This is a genomic window from Rhodanobacter denitrificans (assembly GCF_003335105.1).
GTDB lineage: Bacteria > Pseudomonadota > Gammaproteobacteria > Xanthomonadales > Rhodanobacteraceae > Rhodanobacter > Rhodanobacter denitrificans_A.
In genome coordinates, this window is the sequence record NZ_QFWQ01000002.1 from 237,658 (window position 1) to 261,489 (window position 23,832).

The window sequence follows — 23,832 nt, forward strand, 5'->3', positions numbered from 1 at the left end:
CCGTCGTGTCATGTCCCAAACGCATCCGGCGGCACCGGAAGGGCGCCTGGCCGACCCAGCAGATAGCCCTGACCGAGCTCGCAGCCCATGTCCAGCAGCATCCGGCGCTGGGTCTGGGTCTCGATGCCTTCGGCGACCACCTGGATGTTCAGCGCGCGCGCCAGCGCCAGGATCGCCTCCACCATGACACCGCTGGTGTTGCTCGTGGGGCCGACTTCGTCCAGTTTCTGCACAAAGACCTGATCGATCTTCAACATGCGCAACGGCAGCGAGTGCAGGTAGCTGAGCGACGAATAACCCGTACCGAAATCGTCGAGCGCGGCGCCTACGCCTGCCACGCGCAATCGTTCGAGCGTGGCGTGCACGCGTTCGGCGTCGTCCAGCAGCGCGCCTTCGGTGACTTCGATGATCAGGCGCGAATTCGGCAGGCCGGTGGACTGGAGCAACTGGAGCAGGCGCGTGTCGAAATCGGCATAGCGCAGGTGCCTCGCCGAGACGTTGAGCGTCATGAACGTATCGTCGCGGTCACGAAGCATGAGCTGGCGACAGCTGAGTTCGAACATGCTCCAGTCGATCGCTTCGATCAGCCCGCTGTCCTCGGCGATCCTGATGAAATCCTCGGGCCTGAGCAGGCCGCGCGCCGGATGGTTCCAGCGCAGCAGTGCCTCATGGCCGACCACCCGACCGTCCCCGAGTCTGCAGATCGGCTGGAAGTACGGCTCGAACTCGTCGTGCTGCAACGCATGGCGCAGTTCGGCCTCCAGCGTCAGCACGTCGACCATGTTCTTTGCCAGCGCCTCGTCGAACATCTCGAAACGCTTGCGGCCGCTCTGCTTTGCCCGGTACAGCGCGATGTCGGCATCGCGCAGCAGGTCATCGGCGCTGTCGTAGCGACAGTGCCTGTCGGCAACGGCGATGCCGATGCTGGCCGAGGGCTCCAGCTCCTTGCCCACCAGCTGCAGCGGCTCGCTCAGGCATTTCAGTATGCGTTGCGCCACCATCACGGCCATGGCGGGGGTTTCCACGCCCTCCAGCAGGATCGCAAACTCGTCGCCCGAGAGCCGCGCCACCACGTCGGGCTCACGCACGCAATGCATCAGCCGTCCGGCGATTTCCTTGAGGAACGCGTCCCCGGCCAGATGGCCGAGGCTGTCGTTGATCACCTTGAAGCGATCGACGTCCAGATACAGCAGCGCACAACGCCGTGCCGGTTCGCGTCGCAGCAGCGCCAGCACCCGATCGAGTCGATCACGCAGGTAGCCGCGGTTCGGCAGCCCGGTCAATGAATCGTGCATCACCTGATGCTTCAGCTGCTGCTGGACCTGCTCGCGCTGGCGAATCTGCTGCAGCAACTCGTGCGTGCGCTCTTCCACCCGCTGTTCGAGCTGCGCATTGGCCTGGTGCAGCGAAGCGGTGGAACGGCGGCGGTAGATGCTGTTGGCGATCTGCAGCGCGGCGAAGCTGAGCAGCTCCTGATCCGCGGCGTCGTAGGCGTTCTCCTCTGCGTAGCTCTGCACGGCCACGAGTCCGATCACCTCGTCAGCGACCACCAGCGGCACGCCCAGCCAGCATGCTGCGGGGGCACCGATGTTGTGCCGGATGACTTCGCCTTCCTGCAGCAGCATCTCGACATCGGCCAGTCGTCCCAGGAACGGGCGAGCACGCCGGAGAACGTATTCGCTCAGACCGTGCCCGAGCGGCCGAACCAGCGTACGGCGCACTCCCTCGTCCACGTAGTAGGGAAATTCGAGCATCTCGTGATCGTCGGAAATCAGCGCGATGAAGAAATTCTCCGCATTGAGCAGGGCGCCGACCACCGCATGGGTGCGCGCGTAGAACTTGTTCTCGTCGATGTCCGCGGTCGCCAGCTGCGCCAGCTGGAACAGGGCCCCCTGCAGTTGCTCGGCACGCTGGCGCTCCAGCACCTCCAGTTGCAGGCCATGATTGGCCTCGGCCAGCTCGAGTGTTCTTGTCTGTACGCGCAGCTCCAGGTCGTTCTTGCTCTGCTTGCGTTCGAGCGCGGTAAGGATGTGGCTGCCGACGAACTCCAGCAGCGCCCGGTCTTCAAGCGTGTATACGGTGCCCTCGCGATAGCTCTGCACCACCAGTGCACCATGCACCTGGCCATTGCGCAGCATGGGCACGCCGAGCCAGTCGGCACTTTCGGGGCCAGCCTTGATGACCGGTCCGTTCACCTGTTCGTCAAGCTGCTCCTGACTGCCCATCAACGGCTTTCCGCCGGTCAGCAGATGCCAGGTCAGGGTATGGCGCCGGCCTTCCAGCGCCACGTCGCGGGTGGTGTCGGGCCCTTCCTTGTCCTCGACGTCGGCGTAGTAGAGGAAGCGCATCGTGCCGCGCTCCTCGTCATAACGGACGATCAGGAAGTTCTCGCCATACATCAACGTGCTGACGATTTCGTGGATGCCGCGCAGGAGTTCGGGCATGTCCAGGTCCGAACCGGCCAGATCGGAAATCGCGAACAGCGCCCGCTGCAGCTTTTCCGAACGCTCCAGCTGCTTGTGCGAACCTTGCACGCCGGTCAGCTTCAACGTCTGCTGCAACCGCTGGCTGGCCATGTCGAAATGCCGATCGAGCGCGATGGGCAGGCTGGCCGCCGACTGTCCGCGAGCGAAATGAAGCAGCAACACCGCGCGGTCGTCCGGCACCAGCCGCCATGCCAGACGACGGCCATCGGCATCGAGGGCAAAGCCATTGCCGCCAAGCGCCGCCTGTGACCAGGCAACTTCGTTGGGGGTCACGCTGGCTCCGCAGGGATGCACGTCGATCTCGCCACCCCACAACACGCTCGCTCTCTCGCAGTCGGGGAAGGCGCAAGCCAGGTCAACGATCACCTCTGCGACCTCGACGGGCGTCGTCGCGACGATCAAGCGACGCAGCCATGCCCGCTCCGCCGCCGCCGTAAGCGGCATCGGACAGGAGATGCGCGATTGCACGTTGATGTTTGTTGTGGACATATCCGCAGCATGCAATGCCTGTTCCAGACAAGCTGAACGACGACGGTCGCGGCGGTTACTGTGATGTCCATCACATATATCGGCGGCTTGCGTTCATACAAAGCCCGTCGCCGGGCAGAACGAGGCCCGTGATGCGCAGGGGCCGTTGCCGCTGGAGCGATCCAGCCGTCCGGGTTCGTGAACCGTTCAGCGCACCGGTCAACGCGGGAAAGTCCGGCGCGCGGCCGTGGTCACAAACTGCCTGAAACCGGCATGGTCGAGACAGCCATTCCGTGCCGCCACGGCGTGCGCCATCCGGCGCAGACCGCTCGCCCGGCACTACCTGATGGAACGATACATACCGGCGTTTGCGATGGACCGGAACGGCTGCGACACTTCGCGGCACGACGCCGGCGCAAGAGGCGCCTCCCGCCGCCACCGGAACCCGTGCCATGTCCATCGCCGGAAATGTCGTGATCGCCCTGGTCGCCCTGCTGCACCTGTGGTTCCTGATCCTTGAAATGTTCCTGTGGACGAAGCCCTCCGGCCGCCGCGCGTTCGGCATCACCGCCGAGTTCGCCGAAGAGTCGAAAGCACTCGCTGCCAATCAGGGGCTTTACAACGGTTTTCTGGCGACCGGCCTTGCGTGGAGCCTCTGGCTCGGCGCCGACGGTTTGGGCGTCAAGGTGTTCTTCCTCGCTTGCGTGCTGACCGCCGGCATTTTCGGCGGATTGACCGCGAGCCGGAAAATCCTGTGGATACAGGCGTTGCCGGCCGTGATCGGGCTGGTACTCGTTCACCTGGCTTGATGCCGGCATCCATGGCGCCTCCTTTCCGCGAAGCGGTCGGGCCACGCTTCGATCCCGCGCTCATGCAACGGGCCCGCGAGAAAACCTGGGCGGTGCTGCACGGCATCCGCGCGCGCATGCGGCCGGGCATCAGCGAGGACGAGGCGAAAATAGAGGCCGCCGAAGTCTTCCGCGAGCTGGGCGTCGAACGGCTGTGGCATCCGGCGATCATCCGCATCGGCGCGAACACCGTGAAAACCTACAGGCAGCGCTCCGACCCCGGCGTGCGGCTGGGCGAGAACGACAGCTACTTCATCGACCTCGGCCTGGTCTTCGACGGCCACGAGGGCGACGTGGGCGATACCTTCGTGGTCGGCCACGCGCCGCAACGGCAGGCCTGCGCGGAGGCGGCGCGCGCGCTGTTCGGCGAAGTGGCGGCGGCGTGGCGTTCGCGTGGGCTGAGCGGGCAGGCGCTGTATGCGTTCGCCGGCGAGCGCGCCGCGGCTATGGGCTGGCGGCTCAACCATGCGATCAAGGGCCACCGGGTCGGCGATTTCCCGCACTCGATCCACAAGGGCGGCGACCTCGGCGAGCTGGAGGCATCGCCATCGAGCGGGTTGTGGATACTGGAAATCCAGATCGCGCATCCGACGGAACCGTTCGGTGCGTTCCACGAGGATCTGCTGTCGACGTAGGCCGCCCGGAAGCGGACACTCATTGAAAACGCCCGCGAAGGACAGCATCTGAACGATCCCCTCGCTGCCTTTGTGCAGCCCTTTCCGGAGTCCCGCCCGTGGCCCGCAAGAAAGCCCTGACCCTGTACCGCAACATCGGCATCATCGCGCACATCGATGCGGGCAAGACCACCACCACCGAGCGCGTGCTGTACTACACCGGGCGCAAGCACCAGATCGTCGACGTGCACGACACCAAGGAAGGCAAGGGCTCCACCACCACCGACTACATGGAGCAGGAGCGCAAGCGCGGCATCACGATCCAGTCGGCAGCGGTGACCGCGGAGTGGAAGGGCCACCAGATCAATGTGATCGACACGCCCGGGCACGTCGACTTCACCATCGAGGTGAACCGCTCGCTGCGCGTGCTGGACGGCGCCGTGGTGGTGTTCGACGGCGTCGCCGGGGTGGAGCCGCAGACCGAGACCAACTGGCGCCTGGCCGACCAGTACAAGGTGCCGCGGCTGTGCTACGTCAACAAGATGGACCGCATCGGCGCGAATTTCGCGCACTGCGTGAAGGGCATCCGTGAGCGCCTGGGCGCCAACGTGCTGCTGTGCCAGGTGCCGCTGGGCAGCAGCGACGAGTTCGTCGGCATGGCCGACCTGGTCGCGGGCGTGGGCTACCTCTGGGCCTCCGACGACAAGGACAGCGTGTGGGAAACCGTGCCGCTGGAACAGCTGAAGGATCGCCTGACGTTCGGCGCCAGCGCCGACAACGCGTGGATCGCCGACCTGCCGAAGCTGCGCCAGGACCTGCTGGAAACCGCGCTGGCGCTGGACGACGACGCCTTCGAGCGCCTGCTGGAGACCGGCGGGTTCGACCCGGCCGTGCTGAAGCGCTGCATCCGCCAGGGTACCGTCAGCGGCGCGCTGGTGCCGGTGCTGTGCGGCTCGTCGTACAAGAACAAGGGCGTGCAGCAGTTGCTCGACGCGGTGGTCGACTACCTGCCCTACCCGGGCGAGAACGGCGGCATCGCGCTGGTCGACGAGGACGGCCATGTCATCGGCGAGCAGGCGGTGACCGACGACGCGCCGGCGCGCGCGCTGGCGTTCAAGGTGATCAACGACCAGTTCGGCACGCTCACCTTCTGCCGCATCTATTCGGGCGTGATCAGGAAGGGCGACACCCTGCTCAACGTCACCCGCGGCCGGAAGGAGCGCATCGGCCGCATCGTCGAGGTGCAGGCCGACGACACCCGGGAAATCGACGAGGTGCGCGCCGGCGACATCTGCGCGTTCGTCTCGCTGAAGGACACCGAGACCGGCGATTCGCTGGCCGACCCGGCGCACCCGGCGCTGCTGGAACGCATGCGCTTCCCTGAGCCGGTGATCAGCGTGTCGGTGGAGCCGAAGAACCGCAACGACGTCGACAAACTGTCCACCGCGCTCTACAAGATGGTCAAGGCCGACCCGTCGCTGAAGCTGGAGGTGGACAGGGAAACCGGCGAGACCGTGCTCAAGGGCATGGGCGAGCTGCACCTGGAGGTGACCATCGACCGCATGCGCACCGAACTGGGCGTGGAAGCGAACATGGGCAAGCCGCGGGTCAGCTTCCGCGAGGCGTTCGGCAAGACCGTCGAGCATACCTACACGCACAAGAAGCAGACCGGCGGCTCCGGCCAGTTCGCCGAAGTCACCATGATCTTCGAGCCGGGCGAACCGGGCAGCGGCGTGGTGTTCTCCGACGAGGTGGTCGGCGGCCGCGTGCCGCGCGAATACATCCCGGCGGTCGAGCACGCGGTGAAGACCGAGTCGCAGGAAGGCCAGGTCGCCGGCTACGAGGTGGTCGACTTCAAGGCGCGCCTGATCGACGGCAAGTACCACGACGTCGACTCCTCCGCGCTGGCGTTCGAGATCGCCGGCCGCCAGTGCTTCCGCGAGGCGCAGAAGCTCAGCAAGCCGAAACTGCTCGAGCCGATCATGCGGCTCGAGGTGGTGATGGAGGCGGATTACCTCGGCGACGTCATCGGCGACATCAACCGCCGCCGCGGCACGGTCAGCGACCAGGGCCACAAGGGCAGCTCCGCGTTCGTGCAGGGCTTCGTGCCGCTGGCCGAGATGTTCGGCTACATCAACTTCCTGCGCTCGGCCACGCGCGGCCGTGGCACCTTCAGCATGGAGTTCGACCACTACCAGGACGTGCCGGCCGGCATGGTGGACAAGCTGATGGAGAAGGAGGCGAAGTAGACCTTCGTCTCTCCGGGGCAGCGCCTGCACGGCGATCGCCAGCGCGGGGCGCCATGGTGACTCCACTCATCCTGTACTGAAGGAAAATGACAGGGCACGCCCTGCACCCGACGAGGCGGTAGCATATCGGTCGCCCGCAGGAGCGTCACGGCCTGCATCCGGGTGCCGGGGGGCGCCCACCATTCCAGTAGGGGTCACCATGAATTCAAAACGCATGCATGCGGATTTGCTTGCGCGGCCTGTCCGCCATCGTCAGCGGCCGCTGGCCGTCGCCTGCGCCGCCGCCCTGTTCGGCCTGATCTTGGCCGGGGCCGCATCGGCCCAGCAGGCACAGCCGCAGCAGGACCAGGCATCCACCCCCGCGGGCGCTCAGACGGCGCCCGCGGCCAAGAAGGCCAATGCCACCGACAAGAAGAACAAGAAATCCGAGAACAGGGTGAGCAACCTGGACGCCGTCGTCGTCACCGGCATCCGCGCCAGCATCGAGAATTCGCTGAAGGCCAAGCAGAACTCGAACGACATCATCGAGGCGATCTCGGCCGAGGACATCGGCAAGCTGCCCGACGCCAGCATCGCCGAGAGCCTGTCGCGCGTGCCGGGCCTGGCCACCCAGCGCCTGAACGGCCGTGCCAACATGATCTCGATCCGCGGCCTGTCGCCCGACTTCGCCGGCACCACGCTGAACGGGCGCGAGCAGGCCACGGTCGGCGAGAACCGCGGCGTGGAATACGACCAGTACCCGTCCGAACTGATCAGCGGCGCGGCGATCTACAAGACGCCCGACGCCAGCCTGATCGGCCAGGGCCTGTCCGGCACCGTCGACCTGCACACGATCCACCCGCTGGACCTGCCCAACCGCGCCTTCGCGGTCAACCTGCGCGGCGAGCACACCACCAACGGCGACCTCAACCCGGGCGGCGTGGGCGACATGGGCCACCGCGCCAGCATCTCCTACATCGACCAGTTCCTCGACCACACCCTGGGCATCGCGGTGGGCTTCGCGCACCTCGACTCGCCGATCCAGGAGAAGCAGTACCAGGCCTGGTGGTGGAGCGTGGACAACGGCAGCGCCGGCGCCGAGCAGAACTGGGGCGCGCCGCACACGCCGGGGCTGCCCGACAACGTGATCTCGCAGGAAGGCATGCAGCTGCGCGCGCAGTCGATGCGCCAGCGGCGCAGCGGCCTGATGACGGTGGTGGAATGGGCGCCGGGCGACCACTACCACTCCACGCTGGACCTGTACTACTCCAGCTTCGGCGACAAGACGTTCAAGAACGGCGCGCAGTGGTCCAGCAACCCGTGGGACAACGTCAGCTACTCCAACGTCGGCGTCACGCCGGCGCAGCCCTACCCGGTGGTCACCTCCGGCACGATCAGCGGCATCGCGCCGATCCTGCAGAACGAGTACACCAAGGAGCACGACAAGCTGTTCTCCGCCGGCTGGAACAACCAGTACGACTTCGGCAACGGCTGGGCGGCCACCGCCGACCTCTCCTACTCCAGCGCGAAGAAGAAGCTGCACGACGCCTACCTGTTCACCGGCCTGGCCGGCGGCGCCTTCACCAACGTGGCGTTCAACACGCCGGTGGGCAACGGCTACCCGTACTTCTCGCCGGCAGTGAACCTGGCCGATCCCTCCACGGTGGTGTTCACCGACCCGGACGGCTACGGCTACAACGGTCGCCAGGAACTCGACCACCAGAAGGACACCATCAAGGCGCTGCGCCTGGAGGTGAGCCATCCGCTGGGCTGGATCTTCAGCGACTTCACGCTCGGCGCGGACTACTCCGAGCGCACCAAGACCAAGCAGGCCAGCGTGGACTTCGCCTGGCTCAACGGCAACGGCTCCACCCAGGGCACTTATAACAACCACTTCAGCGCGCCGGTGAACCCGGCCTACCTGTGGGCGCCGACCTCGCTCGGCTACGGCGGCATCCCCGGTATCCTCAGCTACGACGTGCTGGCCGCGCTGACCAACCAGTTCTACCTGACCCAGCGCAACGGCCAGGGCGACTGGAGCCGCAACTACTCCGTGAAGGAGAAGGTGCCGGTCGCCTACGTCAAGCTCAATATCGACACCACGCTGGGCAGCGTGCCGCTGACCGGCAACGTGGGCGTGCAGTTCGTGCGCACCGACCAGTCCTCCACCGCGCTGCAGACCAACGGCGACACCCTGGTCGGCCGCATCAGCGACGGCGCCAAGTACAACAACGTGCTGCCCAGCCTGAACCTGGTGGCGCATCTCACCGACCGCCAGTACCTGCGCTTCGGCCTCGCCAAGACCATGGCGCGCGGACGCATCGACGACGAGAAGGTCGCCACCTCCGCCGGCGTGTCAAAGATTCAGGACGGCCCCGCGGCCGGCCAGGTGCTGTGGTCCGGCAGCGGCGGCAACCCGAAGCTGAAGCCGTACGTGGCGGTCGGCACCGACCTCTCCTACGAGTTCTACTTCGGCAAGTCCAGCTACCTCGCCGTGGCGGGCTTCCACAAGAACCTGCTGAACTACATCTACAACCAGACCACGCTGGACTACGACTTCTCGCACTACACCAACGACAACCCCACGCTCACCCCGACCAGCAAGATCGGTTCGTTCAGCCGCCCCGCGAACGGCACCGGCGGCAAGATGGACGGCCTGGAGCTGTCCGGCGCGCTGGAAGGCGGCCTGCTGGCGAGCGCGCTGGACGGCTTCGGCGCGCAGGCCAACTTCTCGCTGACCAACAGCTCGATCCCGACCAGCTCGATCTCCTCGATCCCCGGCGGTCCGGCCACCTTGCCCGGGCTGTCGCGCAAGGTCGCCAACCTCGCGCTGTACTACGAGAAGTACGGCTGGTCGGTGCGCGTGGCCGAGCGCTACCGCTCGTCCTTCACCGGCGAGGCGGTGGCGCTGTTCGACCAGCTCGGCTACACCAAGGTGCTGGCCAACAAGCAGACCGACTTCCAGCTCGGCTATGCGTTCTCCGAAGGCCGCTGGAACGGCCTCTCCCTGCTGTTGCAGGTGAGCAACCTCACCAACACGCCGGACAAGACGGTGCAGGTTTCCGGCCTGCCGAACAACGTGCAGGTGGCTCGCCCGCTGGAATACGACACCTGGGGCCGCACGGTGATGCTGGGGTTGAACTACAAGCTGTAGGCGACCCGGCAAGCGCGGGAAAGCCATGGAACCCGGGGAGCGATCCCCGGGTTTTTCATTGGGCGCCTGCCACGCGGCGAGATGTTCGTCCGCGACCATTGTGCCCACTCCGACCAGGGCGGTGGCGGCGCGGAACTCCGCATGCCTGCCGCCAGCGCGGCAGATGCAAGCGCGTGGGCCGCCGCGCATACTCGGGCATCGTTCAGCACATGCACAGGGAAACTCGAATGAGAACACCACGAGCACTCGGCTCCGCGGCGGCAGCCACGCTGGTCTTCTGCGCCGGCATCGGGCTGGCACATGCCGACACCACCACCGCCGCGCTACCCGAAACCATGGCCATGCTGAAGCATGCCATCAGCATCCCCACGGTCGAGGGCGAGCACCAGGTGCCGGTGCTGGCTGCCTATCTCGCGGACAAGCTCAAGGCCGCGGGCATCCCCGCCGGCGACGTCGAGATCATCCCGGTGGGCGAAACCGCCGCGCTGGTGGCGCGCTACCGCGGCACCGGTGAAGGCAAGCCGATCCTGCTGTCCGGGCACATGGACGTAGTGGCGGCCAAGCGCCAGGACTGGACCCGTGACCCGTTCACCCTGATCGAGGAGAACGGCTACCTCTACGGCCGCGGCACCGCCGACATGAAAACCGCGGTGGTGGTGCTGGTCGAAACGCTGATCCGACTCAAGCGCGAGGGCTTCAAACCGCGCCACGACCTGATCCTGCTGCTGTCCGGCGACGAGGAGACCGCGATGGCCTCGACCCGCGAGCTGGCGAAGCGCTATCACGACGCCGAGTTCCTGCTCAACGCCGACGCCGGCGGCGGCACCCTGAACCCCGATACCGGCAAACCCGCGCTGTACCAGATCCAAGCCGCCGAGAAGACCTATGCGGACTTCCGGATCGCCCTCACCTCGCCCGGCGGCCACTCCAGCGAACCCACCGCGGACAACGCGATCTACCGGCTGGCGCGCATCATCGACCGCGTCGCCAGCTACCAGTTCCCGCCGCAGAGCAACGAGATCACGCGGGCCTCGCTGCGCGCGCTCGGCGCCCACACCCCGGGCCCGCTCGGCGCGGCGATGACGCAGTTCGCCGCCCACCCCGACGATGCCACCGCCGCAGCCACCCTCTCCGCCGACCCCGCCTACGTCGGCCAGATCCGCACCACCTGTGTGGCGACCATGCTCAACGGCGGCCATGCACTCAACGCACTGCCGCAAAGCGCCAGCGTCAACGTCAACTGCCGCATCTTCCCGGGCACGCCGGTCGACAGCGTGCGCGACACGCTGGTCAAGGTGATCGACGACCAGTCCGCCAGCGTGACCGTGCTGCAGCCCCCGCCGGTGGCCAGTCCCGCCTCGCCGTTGCGCCAGGACGTGATCGCCGCCGTCACCGACGCCGTGCACGCCCGCTACCCCGGCGTGGACGTGGTGCCCGGCATGTCCGCCGGCGCCTCCGACAGCATGTACTTCCGCAACGCCGGCGTGCCCAGCTACGGCATCGATGCCGCCTTCACCAAACCCGACGACACCTTCGCCCACGGCCTCAACGAAAAGCTGCCCGCGTCGGAAGTCGCGGCGGGGCTGGAGTTCTGGCATCGGGTGCTGGTGCAGTTGGCGGAGTGAGGCAAGTGGAAAAGTCTCCGTACCTACTGATTCCGATCCAAAGCGGACGCTAGGAGGAAAGTCCCGGGACCTACTTTTGCTGCCTGAACGAGCGATCCGAAACTTTCAACCGAAAGTTGACTATTGATATGGCTGTCAATAGGATTGCGAGCAACACACCCGCCACGCCTCTGCCGCGATCCGTCGTAGCATGCGCAAATAGGCGGGTTTTTTTTGTCCGCATACTTAGGGATGGGGATGACGGAATATACGAAGCCGGCGCTGACCTACGCCGACCAGCTGCGACAGCTGCAAGAGCGCGGTCTTCAGGTTGGCGATTCAGCCCGTGCCACGATGTACCTGGAACGCGTGGGCTACTACCGGCTAATGGGCTACCTGTTTCCGTTGCGCCAGCTAGGCAGTGACAACTATCTGCCCGGTGCCACGTTCGAGACTGCAATCGAGCGATACGAGTTCGACCAAGTGCTGCGCCTGCTAGTCATGGATGCAATCTGCAGCATTGAGGTCTCGGTGCGTACAAAGGTGACCTACTGCATCGCGCACCGATACGGTGCCTTCGGCCACGCTGAACCGGCCAATGTGGCCCGTCCCGGTGTATGGCATACGGACTGGCTCGCCGGCGTCGACGAAGAGGTGGGTCGGGCGCGCGAGACTTTTCTGGATCACTACAAACAGCGGTATCACCAACCGCAATACCCACGCGTCCCGATTTGGATGGCGAGTGAGGTTATGTCGCTTGGAACGCTGTCCAAACTCGTGGCCGCAATGCATAGCACCGACAGGAAGGCAATTGCTGCGGAGTTCGCGCTGCCCGCCCCGGTGTTTGCCAACTGGCTACACGTTGTGAGCGTGGTGCGTAACGTAGCCGCTCATCATAGTCGACTTTGGAACCGGGTTTTCGGTGTCGCTGCCGTGCGGCCGAACAACGGCCCCTTTCAGTACATGGCCAAGACCTATCCGACAGACCGCGCGTTCTTCGTCTTGCAGGCGCTGCGGTGGATGCTCAAGGCGAGCGTGGCCGATGCCGATGCATGGCGCGACCGCGTGACGGATCACCTGCAAATGCTGTTGGTTGCACCGGATATCGAACGCAGCATGGGCGCGCCGCCGAACTGGAATACCCACCCAGCATGGCGGTAACAACCGTCCTCTTGCCAGGCGATTTATTACAGCGGCGACCCCTCTCGACAATTGAGCGACCGACAATCGAGAAGGAAGGTTTCGCTCAGCTCGAACGACTGCTGCTTCGAAATGGCGGATTCAGCTGCGCTCCGTCGCCACTTGGTGCATACGCTGGGGCTCCATCGTTCAAGGCGCACGCTACGCCGCCGCTTGACTCAAAGCTTTGACTGTCTTGTTCTGACCGAGCTGAGACATTCGTATACTCGCGAATGGCGCTCGGAACACAAACTCTGGCGATCGGCTCTCCCGCCACCGCGCAGCGGTGGCGTACCGAGTGCGCGCCAGAATGGCGCGCTGCTCTACCCGGGGCCCCTGTGCGGCGGTGAGGCGGGGACGACAGGCCGCGCAGCGGGAGTCGACAGGAGGTCGACTCCTTTTCGCACGGGCAGGAGGCCCGTTCGAAAAGCCCGGCCCCGGCTCACGAACTTGCCGGGCAGGATGCCCGGCAAGCGCCAAGCGGGGTGGCCTTTCTCTTTGGTTACTTTCTCTTTGGCCAAGCAAAGAGAAAGTAACTCGGGCGCCGCAGGCGCACGAAAGCTCTTGCTTTCAGCCGAAGCCAATCCCCGATCCAAGCTACAATTACCGGTTCGCGCTCCCGCCGACCCGCCCCCATGCCGACCCATCTGCAAGAAACCCGCCGCCGCCGCACCTTCGCCATCGTCAGCCACCCCGACGCGGGCAAGACCACGCTGACCGAGAAGCTGCTGCTATTCGGCGGCGCGATCCAGCTGGCCGGCTCGGTGAAGAGCCGCAAGACGTCGCGCAGCGCCACCTCGGACTGGATGGCGCTGGAGAAGGAGCGCGGCATCTCGGTGACCTCGTCGGTGATGCAGTTCCCGTACGAGGGCAAGATCGTCAACCTGCTCGACACGCCGGGCCACGCCGACTTCTCCGAGGACACCTACCGCGTGCTGACCGCGGTGGACTCGGCGCTGATGGTGATCGACTGCGCCAAGGGCGTGGAGGAGCGAACGATCAAGCTGATGGAGGTGTGCCGCCTGCGCGACACGCCGATCATGACCTTCATCAACAAGCTCGACCGCGAGGGCCGCTCGCCGATCGAGCTGCTGGACGAAGTGGAGTCGGTGCTGGGCATCGCCTGCGCGCCGCTGACCTGGCCGATCGGCATGGGCAAGCGGCTGAAGGGCGTGTACCACCTGGCGCTGGACGAGGTGCACATCTTCGAGCAGGGCAAGAATTTCACCCGGCAGGATTCGACCATCTTCCAGGGCCTCGATGCGCCCGGCCTGGCCGAGAAGATCGGTGCCGAGGCGATGCGCGAGCTGCGCGAAGAACTGGAGCTGGTGCAGGGCGCCGCACCCTCCTTCGACCTCGACGAATACCTGGCCGGCCGGCAGACGCCGGTGTTCTTCGGCTCGGCGGTGAACAACTTCGGCGTGCAGCTGCTGCTGGACTTCTTCGTCGAGCACGCGCCCAGCCCGCGCCCGCGCGCCACCACCACGCGCGAGATCCAGCCGGAAGAGGAGAAGCTCTCCGGTTTCGTGTTCAAGATCCAGGCCAACATGGACCCGGCGCACCGCGACCGCGTGGCCTTCATGCGCGTGTGCTCGGGCACCTACTCGGCCGGCATGAAGATGGTGCAGACGCGCACGAACAAGGAGGTGCGCATCGCCAACGCACTGACCTTCATGGCCAGCGACCGCGAGATCGTCGAGACCGCCTACCCGGGCGACGTGATCGGACTGCACAACCACGGCACCATCACCATTGGCGACACCTTCACCGAGGGCGAGCTGGTTTCCTTCACCGGCATCCCGAACTTCGCACCCGAACTCTTTCGCCGCGCGCGGCTGCGCGACCCGCTGAAGATGAAGGCGCTCCAGAAGGGCCTGGCGCAGCTCTCCGAGGAAGGCGCCACCCAGTTCTTCCGCCCGCTGATGTCGAACGATCTGATCCTGGGCGCGGTCGGCGTGCTGCAGTTCGAGGTGGTCGCCTACCGGCTGAAGGACGAGTACAACGTCGACGCCAGCTTCGAGCCGGTAACGGTGACCACCGCACGCTGGGTGCACTGCGACGACCCGAAGAAGCTGGAGGAATTCCGCGAGAAGAACGCGATGAACCTGGCGCTGGACGCGGCCGGCGAGCTGGTCTACATCGCGCCCACGCGGGTCAACCTGCAACTGGCGCAGGAGCGCTGGCCGCAGGTGCGCTTCGCCGCCACGCGCGAGCATGCGGCCTCGGTCGAGGTGTGACCCCCGACTTCCGGCCAGGCGTGACGATCGTCACTGGAGGCCGCCGCGGACGGCCGCTAGCGTGCCGGACTACTCCACCAGAGATGCTCCGCATGCCCAACGTCACGATCGCCTGCACGACGCCCGCCACGGCCCCTTCCTGGCAGCGCTGGCTGCTGTTCTCGCCGCTGGCGCGGATCGTGATCTTCGTCGCGATGTTCCTGCTCCTCAGCCTGGCGATGAACGCGCTGCTGCATGGGCTGGGTTGGCTCGGCAAGGACGCTCCGTCCACCCTCCACGGCCTGGCGCAGTTCCTGATGCGCGCGCTGCCGGCGCTGCTGGCCTACCTGCTGCTGGTGCGTTTCGTGGAACGCCGCCCGCCCGCCGAACTGGCCCCGCGCCGGCTGCTGCCGGACGGCATCGCGGGTATCGTCGCCGGCCTGCTGCTGTTCAGCGCGGTGGTCGGCGTGCTGTACCTGCTCGGCAGCTACCACATCACCGGTACCAACCCGCACGCCCAGTGGCTGCCCGCCTTGCTGGTGGCGGGGCTGGGCGCGGGCATCGGCGAGGAGATCATCGCCCGCGGCGTGATCTTCCGCATCGTCGAGGAAGGCCTGGGCAGCTGGTGGGCGCTGCTGGTCTCGGCGCTGTTCTTCGGCGCGGCGCACGCCGGCAATCCCGGCGCCACGCTGTGGAGCTCGGCCGCCATCGCGATCGAGGCCGGCCTGCTGTTCGGCATGCTCTACCACGTGACCCGTTCGCTGCCGGCATGCATGGGCCTGCACGCGGCATGGAACTTCGCCCAGGGCACGATCTACGGCATCCCGGTTTCCGGCACCCGCGCCGACGGCTGGCTGGTCTCCACCCGCAGCGGCCCGGACTGGCTCAGCGGCGGCGTGTTCGGCGCCGAGGCGTCGGTGGTCGCGCTGGCCCTGTGCCTCTTGTGCACGACCGGCCTGCTGATCGTGGCGCGACGGCGCGGTTCGTTCGTGCCGCCGGCCTGGCGGCGCTGAACAGCGATCGCCGGCCTTCACCCCGGGCATACGACAGGCAAGGGGGCAAACTGCGATGATGCCTGCATGCCCACGACCCGAACGTCCAACACCTGGCTGGCCGACCGACCACTGCAGCACAAGATCGTACTGGCCATCGGCCTGCTGCTGGGGCTGTTCCTGCTGGCCAGTCTGATCACCCTGCGCTCGCTGCGCCAGCAGGAGGACGACCGCCACTGGTCGATGCATACCTACCAGGTGCTGCTGCAGCTCGATCACGTGCTGCAGGCGGTGCAGGCCAGCCAGGTCGGCGCCCGCGGTTACCTGCTGGTCCAGGATGCCGCGCAGCGCGATGCGTTCGGCAATGCCACCCGGGATCTGGACACCCAGATCGGCCGGCTGCGCGAGCTGATGTCGGACAACCCGCTGCAGCTGTCGCGCATCGACACGGTGGAGGCGATGGCGACGCTGTGGCAGCGCGAGTTCCGCAGCGAGGTGATCGACGCCATCACCGGCCTGGGCACGCTCGACCCGGCGCAGGCTGCAGCGCAGCGGCTGCGCATCCAGTCCGACTACCTGAAACACCGCAGCATCAGCGTGAAGGAAATCAAGGACGCCATCGGGCAGATGACGCTTGACGAGAACCGGCTCCTGATCACGCGCAACCAGCGCCTGGACAGGACACTCGCCATCACCCGCGTGGTCAACCTCGTGGCGGCGCTGCTCGCGATCCTGTTCGGCCTGGCGGTGATACGGCTGACCCTGCGCCTGGTCACCCGTCCGCTGCGCGGCCTGACCGACCAGCTGACCCGGCTGGCGAACCACGACCACGATTTCGTGATCCACCGGCTCGAACGCCGCGACGAGATCGGTCAGATCGTCCGCGCGCTGCAGGTCTTCAGGCAGATGTCGGTGGACACCCAGGCGCAGAACTGGATCAAGGAACAGGTATCGGGCATCTCCCACCTGCTGCTGCAAGCCACCACGCACAAGGAGTTCGCGCAGTGGCTCACCAGCGAACTGGCGCCGCTGTGCAAGGCCGGCGTGGGCCTGTTCTACTCGTACGACGATGCGCGCCTCCGGCTCGACCTGCTCGGCAGCTACGGCCTGCGCCTGGGCAACCGTTCGGCCGACCAATACATGCCGGGCGAGGGGCTGGTCGGGCAATGCGCGCTCGAACGCCAGGCGATCATCCTGGACAACGTGCCGGCCAATTACCTGCACATCGACTCCGGCAGCGGCGAGGCGCTGCCCGGCCATCTGGTGATCATGCCGGTGCTGTACCGCGACACCCTGATCGGCGTGCTGGAGCTGGCCGGTTTCACCCCACTCAGCCCGCTGGTGCGGCAGATGCTGGACGAGTTGCTGCCGCTCGTGGCGCTGAGCCTGGAGAACCTCAACCGCACCGCCAGCGCGCAGGACCTGCTGCAGCGCACGCAGGAGCAGGCCGACGAACTGCGCGTGTCCGAGCTGGTGATGCGCCAGCAGAAGGAGGTGCTGCGCGACAACAACGACGCGCTGCAGGCGAAGACCGCCGAGCTGGAGCAGCAGTCCCAGCGGCTGATCGCCTCGGAGGAGGAACTGCGCGTACAGGCCGAAGAGCTGCAGGTATCCAACGAAGAATTGCGCGAGATGACCGACAGCCTGAACCGGCAGAAATACGTGCTGGAGGACCTGCAGCAGGAAACCGCCGAGAAAGCCGCCGAACTGGCACGGGCCAGCCAGTACAAGTCCGAATTCCTCGCCAACATGTCGCACGAGCTGCGCACGCCACTGAACAGCCTGCTGATCCTGTCGCGCAGCCTTGCCGACAACGACACCGGCAACCTCGACGAGGAACAGGTCGAGTCGGCGCGGATCATCCACGACGCCGGCAACAGCCTGCTGCACCTGATCAACGACATCCTCGACCTGTCCAAGGTCGAGGCCGGCAAGATGGAACTGGTGATCGACGAGCTGGCGCTGGCCAACCTGGGGCAACGGCTGCGACGCACCTTTGCTCATGTGGCCGAGGAAAAACGGCTCGGCTTCACCCTGGACATCGACCCCGGCCTGCCCCCGGTCCTGCGCACCGACGACAGCAAGCTGGAGCAGATCGCCAACAACCTGCTCAGCAACGCGTTCAAGTTCACCGCCGATGGCATGGTAAGCCTGCGCATCGGCCGCCCCGGCAGCGACGTGGGCATTCCGGAAGCACTTCGCGGCCAGTCGCTGATCGCGTTGACGGTGAGCGATACCGGGATCGGCATTCCGAAGGACAAGTTCCAGCGCGTCTTCAACGCGTTCGAGCAGGTGGATGCGGGCACCAGCCGCCAGTTCGGCGGCACCGGGCTGGGCCTGGCGATCTCGCGGCGGATGGCGCAGCTGCTGGGTGGCGACATCGTGCTGCGCAGCGAGAGCGGCCACGGCAGCCACTTCACCGTGCTGCTGCCGGAGACGCCGCCCGCGGCATCCGGGTCCGCCGAAGACGTGCCCCGCGCCAGCACGACCAGGCTCAGCCGGACCGTCTCGCCGTATCCGCTGTCGAAGCCGATCGACGACGACCGCGACACGCTGCTGCCGGATCAGACCACGATCCTGGTGATCGAGGACGACCCTGCCTTCGTGCGCATCCTGATCGACATGATCCACCGCAGGGGCTATCGCGCCCTGGCCGCCGGTGATGGCGCATCGGGCCTGCAACTGGCGCGCAAGCATCATCCCACCGGCATCCTGCTGGATGTCTCGCTGCCGGTGATGGACGGCTGGAGCGTGCTCGACCAGCTCAAGGCCGACGACGCCACGCGGGCCATCCCGGTGCACTTCATCTCGGTCGCCGACGGCGGTACGCATGGGCTGGAGCGCGGCGCGGTGGGCTTCCTCACCAAGCCGGTCAGCCGCGAATCGATCGGCCTGGCGCTCGAGCGCCTGCTGCATTTCGCCGCCGGGCGGCAACGACACCTGCTGATCGTCGACGACGATGCCGATTCGCGCACCGCCGTGCGCATCATGCTGCGCGACGACAGCGTGCAGATCGATGAAGCGGGCTCGGCGGAGGACGCGCTGGCGATGATCGCCCATACGGATTACGACTGCATCGTGCTCGACCTGGGCCTGCCCGGCATGTCCGGGCTCGACCTGCTGACGCAACTGGCACAGACCAGCAAGGGCGTGCCACCCGTAGTGGTGTATTCCGGCCGCGAACTGAGCCGCGAGGAGAGCCTGAAGCTGCACCAGTACACCGATGCCATCGTGGTCAAGGGCGCGCGCTCCACCGAGCGACTGCTCGACGAGGTCAGCCTGTTCCTGCACAGCGTCCCGCATGCGCCACCCCGCAGCGCCGCCGAACCGGTGGCGGCCAGCGAGCTGGTAGGCCGCCGCGTGCTGCTGGTGGACGACGACATGCGCAACCTGTTCGCGCTGTCCAAGGTGCTGCGCGGCTGGGGGCTGCAGGTGAGCATGGCGCAGGACGGGCACAAGGCGCTGAAGATGCTGGACGGCGACGAAGCGCCGGAACTGGTGCTGATGGACATCATGATGCCGGGCATGGATGGCTACGAAACCATCCGCGCGATCCGTGCTCAGTCGCATTTCGCGAACCTGCCGATCCTCGCGCTGACCGCCAAGGCGATGCGCGGGGATCGCGAGAAATGCCTGGAGATGGGCGCCAGCGATTACCTGTCCAAACCGATCGACACCGACAAGCTGGCGGCTCTGCTGCGCCTGTGGCTGCAGAGTCGCGCGTGATGCCGGCATCGATCACCACCGGCGAACCGGAACAGATCGAACCGGATCTGTTCGTGCAGGCGTCGAAGCGGCGTCACGGTCACGACTTCAGCCAGTGCGCACCGGCTTCGCTGCTGCGCCGCGCGTGCCTGCTGGCGCACGCCTGCCGCAGCGTTCGCCACCGATTTCAGCGCGGTCGGTACCGCCCTGCGACCGTATCGGCGAGCCAACCGGGCCGCCTTGCTCGAACCTGAAAGGATGGTGTCCCCGTTCACGTCGGCCATGGCCGCCAAGGGTTAAGGTTGGCCAACGGAAAACGCCCGCCACCGACATGAACGCGATGCCGCCGAAAATCCTGGTCGTCGACGATACCGCCGCCAACCTGGTCGCCATGCGCCGGCTGCTGGCCAACAGTGGCGCGCAGCTGTTCGAAGCGCGTAGCGGCAACGAGGCGCTGGCGCTGTGCCTGGATAACGAGTTCGCGCTGATCCTGCTCGACGTCAACATGCCCGACATGGACGGTTTCGAGGTGGCCGCCCTGCTGGGCGAGGCCGAGCACCTGCGCGACACGCCGATCATCTTCGTCACTGCCGCCTACGCCGACGACATGAACCGGCTCAAGGGCTACCGCTCCGGCGCGGTCGACTACATCGCCAAGCCGATCAACGACGTGATCCTGCAGTCGAAGGTGCGCGTGTTCCTGGAGCTGTATGCGGCGCGCGCCAAGCTGCAGCACGCGCTCGATCAGCTGGCCGAGCGCAACCAGCAGCTGATCCAGGAGATCGCCGAGCGCGAGCTGATGGAGGCGATGGTTCGCCATCAGGCCCACCATGACGCCCTGACCGGCCTGCCGAACCGCCTCCTGTTCCACGACCGCCTGCATGGCGCGATCCAGCGCGCCAACCGCCATCACAGCCGCTTCGCATTGGCCTGCGTCGACATCGACGGCTTCAAGCACGTCAACGACAGCCATGGCCACGCCGCCGGCGACGCCTTGCTGCAGGAAATCGCCGCGCGGCTGTCGGCGCATTTGCGCAGCAACGACACGGTGGCCCGGCTGGGTGGCGACGAATTCGCGCTGGTGCTTGAGGACATCGAGGAGCCACAACTGGCATTGCAGCTGTGCGGAAAGTTGTGCGCTGCGCTGGGTGAGCCCTATGCGCTGAGCGTCAACGGCCAGCCGATCGAGGTGCAGGTGGGCGCCAGCATCGGCATCGCGCCCTACCGCCCGAACGGGCAACCCGACGCCGACGAGCTGCTGATGCATGCGGCCGACCATGCCATGTACGCGGCCAAGCGCAGCGGCAAGAACCGCTGCGTACTGGCGGACTGACCAGGGGCACGCGGTGCGCTCAGGCGCGCTTGCGCGGCGACACCCACATCAGCACGCGCGCCCGGAACACCGCCTCGCCCGCATCGTCCACCACCTCCACCTTCACCGGCCACTCGTGGCCGTCGCCGGACACGGGCGCAGCCAGCTCCGGCGTGGCGACGCCGTGCATCGTGCCGACGGCTTTTCTCAGGTAGTCGACCGTCATGCCCTTGGGAATCCAGCGCATGTCGGCCGGGATGGTCGCGTCGGTCATCACCCCGGCAGCGAGCTCGGCCAGGTTGCACAGGGCGATCGCATGCACGGTGCCGAGGTGGTTGTGCACGCGGCGCCGGTCGCGGATGCGCACTTCACAGCGTCCCGGCTCCAGCACCATAAAACGCGGCGCAATCGTGGCGAAGTACGGTGCCTTCAGGCAAACCAGCCGCGAGAAGATCCAGTGGCCTGCCGGCCAGCGCGTGATGCGGCGGTACAGCGACAACACCGAAGCACTCATCGATTGCCCCCCAGGAAAAGAACCGGCCCGTAAGGCGGGCCGGTCGGTCGATTTACGCGGCATCCGCCCGCGTCTTGAACGCGCGCAGCTCGTCGGTATCGAAGTCGTCCACCGAGATGAACTCGAACACGCCTTCGCGTACGCGCTTGAGCAGGTCCGCCTCGGCTGCCGAAATCACCCCGGCCTGCTGCGCCTCGGTGAGCTGGCCCAGGTAGTCGTGCGAGGTGAACTGCCCCGCCTTCAGTGCCTTGCCGAACTTGCGGTCGACCGGCTCGGCAGCGATCACATCCGGCAGCAGCGCCTTCATGCGGCCGATCGTGTTGTTCGCCGTGGGCGTGGTGTAGACCCAGTCGGTGAGGCGGTCGAGCGCGTCGTTCGGCGCGGTGAGCAGCGCGGCGACGCGGCGGCCGAGGCGATCGGACGGCGGCACTTCGCGCCGGCCCAGCGGGAACACCAGCGCACGCAGCAGCCACGCCACCGGGCGCACCGGGAAGTTGCGGATCGCACCGTCCAGCGCGTTCTGGATCAGCCACATGCACTCGTGGAAGCCCCAGGCCAGGAACGGGCGATCCGCCTCCGGCCGGCCGGTGTCCTCGTAGCGCTTGAGCATGGCGCTGGCGATGTACAGGTAGCTCAGCACGTCGCCCAGGCGCGCCGACAGCTTCTCCTTGAACTTCAGCTTGCCGCCGAGCACGCCCATGAACACGTCGGCGGTGAGCGCCAGCGCGGCCGAGTAGCGGTCGAGCTTGCGGTAGTAGCGGCGGGTGTAGGCGTCGCCGGCGGTTTCGCCGAGGCGCGCGCCTGAGAGGCCCATCGCGAAGCTGCGCACCGCGTTGGAGATGCCGAAGCCGACGTGGCCGAACAGCAGCCGGTCGAACGTCTTCAGCTGCTCGCCGCGATCGGCGATCGACAGCGCCTGCATTTCCTTCAGCACGTACGGATGGCAGCGGATCGCGCCCTGGCCGAAGATCATCAGGCTGCGCGTCATGATGTTGGCGCCTTCCACGGTGATCGCGATCGGCACCGCGGACCAGCCGCGGCCGGCGTAGTTCTTCGGGCCCAGCTGCACCGCCTTGCCGCCGTGCACGTCCATGGTGTCCTTGGCGATCTGCCGCGCCCACTCGGTGGCGTGGTATTTGGCGATCGCCGACGGCACCGCCGGCTTCTCGCCGCGGTCGACCGCCGCCGCCGTGGCGCGCGACAGCGCGGCGGTGGCGTAGGTGAGGCCGCCGATGCGCGCCAGTGCTTCCTCCACGCCCTCGAAGCGGGCCACCGCCAGGCCGAACTGCTTGCGCATGCGCGCATAGGCGCCGGTGGCCAGCGCCGAGGCGCGCATGCCGCCGGTGGCGTTGGACGGCAGCGAGATCGCGCGGCCCACCGATAGGCACTCGACCAGCATGCGCCAGCCGTGGCCGGCCATCTGCGGCCCGCCGATCAGTACCGACAGTGGCGCGAACACGTCCTTGCCGCGCACCGGCCCGTTCTGGAACGGGATGTTCAGCGGGAAGTGGCGCCGGCCGATCTCCAGCCCCGCCGTCGAGCGCGGCAGCAGGGCCAGGGTGATGCCGAGGTCTTCCTTGTCGCCGAGCAGGTGCTCCGGGTCGAACATGCGGAAGGCCAGGCCGACCACGGTGGCGACGGGGGCCAGCGTGATGTAGCGCTTGTCGAAGGTGAGCCTGATGCCGAGCGTCTCGACGCCGTCGACCACCTGCTTGCAGACGATGCCGGTGTCGGGAATCGAGGTGGCGTCGGAACCGGCGTACGGGCCGGTCAATGCGAAGCAGGGAATCTCCTCGCCCACCGCCAGGCGCGGCAGGTAATGGTTCTTCTGCTCCTCCGAGCCGTAGTGCAGCAGCAGCTCGGCCGGGCCCAGCGAATTGGGCACGGCCACGGTGGAAGACACCGTCGCCGACATGGTGGACAGCTTCTGCAGCACCGCCGAGTGCGCCAGCGCGGAGAACTGCAGGCCGCCGTACTGCTTCGGGATGATCATGCCGAAGAAGCGGTTCTTCTTGATGAACTCCCACACGTTCGGCGGCAGGTCGGCCAGTTCGTGGGTGATCTGCCAGTCGTCGATCATCCCGCACAGCTCTTCCACCGGGCCGTCCATGAAGGCCTGCTCCTCCACGCTCAGCTCGGGCTTCGGCTGCTTCAGCAGTTCGTGCCAGTCCGGCTTGCCGGAGAACAGCTCGCCCTCGAAACCGACCGTGCCGGCCTCCAGCGCGGTCTGCTCGGTCTCCGACAGCTTCGGCGTGACCTTGGCAAACAGCTTCAGCAGCGGCAGGCTGATCTGCTTGCGGCGAAAGTCCACCAGCAGCAGCGGCAGCGCGATCGCCAGTTCGATGATCAGCAAGATCACCATCGTCCATGGCGCATGGGCCAGCAGCCCCACCACCAGCGTGGCGACGATGGTGGCGATCGCCCAGGTGCGCAGGCTGCTGCGGTGGTAGGCGCAGGCGCCGGAGGCCAGCAGCGCCGCCAGCAGGGTCAGTATCACGGACATCTCAACACC

14 protein-coding genes are annotated in these 23,832 nt (G+C 66.7%); 11 read left to right on the forward strand and 3 right to left on the reverse strand.

Annotated features, from left to right (window positions below; genetic code table 11):
• Nucleotides 1-8: 8 nt before the first annotated feature.
• Nucleotides 9-2,759 (reverse strand): bifunctional diguanylate cyclase/phosphodiesterase, encoded by a 2,751-nt coding sequence (locus DEO45_RS01955; RefSeq protein ID WP_223250745.1) that lies wholly within the window; start codon nucleotides 2,757-2,759, stop codon nucleotides 9-11.
• Nucleotides 2,760-3,406: 647 nt separating this feature from the next.
• Between DEO45_RS01955 and DEO45_RS01960 the strand changes: the two genes are divergently transcribed.
• From DEO45_RS01960 to DEO45_RS02010, 11 genes are all read left to right on the forward strand, one after another.
• Entirely contained in the window at nucleotides 3,407-3,763 is a 357-nt protein-coding gene (locus tag DEO45_RS01960) for a DUF1304 domain-containing protein (protein ID WP_114340649.1), read from the forward strand.
• Nucleotides 3,764-3,825: 62 nt separating this feature from the next.
• Complete coding sequence (locus tag DEO45_RS01965; RefSeq protein ID WP_223250746.1) at nucleotides 3,826-4,437, forward strand: M24 family metallopeptidase; 612 nt, start codon at nucleotides 3,826-3,828, stop codon at nucleotides 4,435-4,437.
• A gap of 98 nt (nucleotides 4,438-4,535) precedes the next feature.
• Complete coding sequence (gene fusA / locus DEO45_RS01970) at nucleotides 4,536-6,665, forward strand: elongation factor G (protein WP_114340650.1); 2,130 nt, start codon at nucleotides 4,536-4,538, stop codon at nucleotides 6,663-6,665.
• Nucleotides 6,666-6,864: 199 nt separating this feature from the next.
• Nucleotides 6,865-9,798: a TonB-dependent receptor gene (locus DEO45_RS01975; RefSeq protein ID WP_114340651.1), complete on the forward strand. Its 2,934-nt coding sequence runs from the start codon at nucleotides 6,865-6,867 to the stop codon at nucleotides 9,796-9,798.
• Nucleotides 9,799-10,025: 227 nt separating this feature from the next.
• Nucleotides 10,026-11,423, forward strand: coding sequence for a M20/M25/M40 family metallo-hydrolase (locus tag DEO45_RS01980; protein ID WP_114340652.1), 1,398 nt, complete (start codon nucleotides 10,026-10,028; stop codon nucleotides 11,421-11,423).
• 237 nt (nucleotides 11,424-11,660) lie between these two features.
• A complete protein-coding gene (locus tag DEO45_RS01985) occupies nucleotides 11,661-12,563 on the forward strand; it encodes an Abi family protein (protein ID WP_114340719.1) in 903 nt (300 codons plus the stop codon).
• Nucleotides 12,564-13,216: 653 nt separating this feature from the next.
• Nucleotides 13,217-14,818 (forward strand): peptide chain release factor 3, encoded by a 1,602-nt coding sequence (locus DEO45_RS01990; RefSeq protein WP_114340653.1) that lies wholly within the window; start codon nucleotides 13,217-13,219, stop codon nucleotides 14,816-14,818.
• Between the two features lie 92 nt (nucleotides 14,819-14,910).
• Nucleotides 14,911-15,810: a CPBP family intramembrane glutamic endopeptidase gene (locus DEO45_RS01995; RefSeq protein ID WP_114340654.1), complete on the forward strand. Its 900-nt coding sequence runs from the start codon at nucleotides 14,911-14,913 to the stop codon at nucleotides 15,808-15,810.
• Nucleotides 15,811-15,876: 66 nt separating this feature from the next.
• Nucleotides 15,877-19,515, forward strand: coding sequence for a response regulator (locus DEO45_RS02000; protein ID WP_114340655.1), 3,639 nt, complete (start codon nucleotides 15,877-15,879; stop codon nucleotides 19,513-19,515).
• Nucleotides 19,515-19,748, forward strand: coding sequence for a hypothetical protein (locus DEO45_RS02005; RefSeq protein ID WP_147269667.1), 234 nt, complete (start codon nucleotides 19,515-19,517; stop codon nucleotides 19,746-19,748). Before DEO45_RS02000 ends, DEO45_RS02005 begins: the two co-directional genes overlap by 1 nt.
• An 86-nt stretch (nucleotides 19,749-19,834) precedes the next feature.
• Entirely contained in the window at nucleotides 19,835-20,827 is a 993-nt protein-coding gene (locus DEO45_RS02010; RefSeq protein WP_114340720.1) for a diguanylate cyclase domain-containing protein, read from the forward strand.
• Nucleotides 20,828-20,846: 19 nt separating this feature from the next.
• Here DEO45_RS02010 and DEO45_RS02015 read toward each other — a convergent pair whose 3' ends face one another.
• Nucleotides 20,847-21,320, reverse strand: a complete 474-nt coding sequence (locus DEO45_RS02015; RefSeq protein ID WP_114340657.1) for a hotdog fold domain-containing protein — start codon at nucleotides 21,318-21,320, stop codon at nucleotides 20,847-20,849.
• Nucleotides 21,321-21,372: 52 nt separating this feature from the next.
• Complete coding sequence (locus DEO45_RS02020; protein ID WP_114340658.1) at nucleotides 21,373-23,823, reverse strand: acyl-CoA dehydrogenase; 2,451 nt, start codon at nucleotides 23,821-23,823, stop codon at nucleotides 21,373-21,375.
• Between the last annotated feature and the right edge of the window lie 9 nt (nucleotides 23,824-23,832).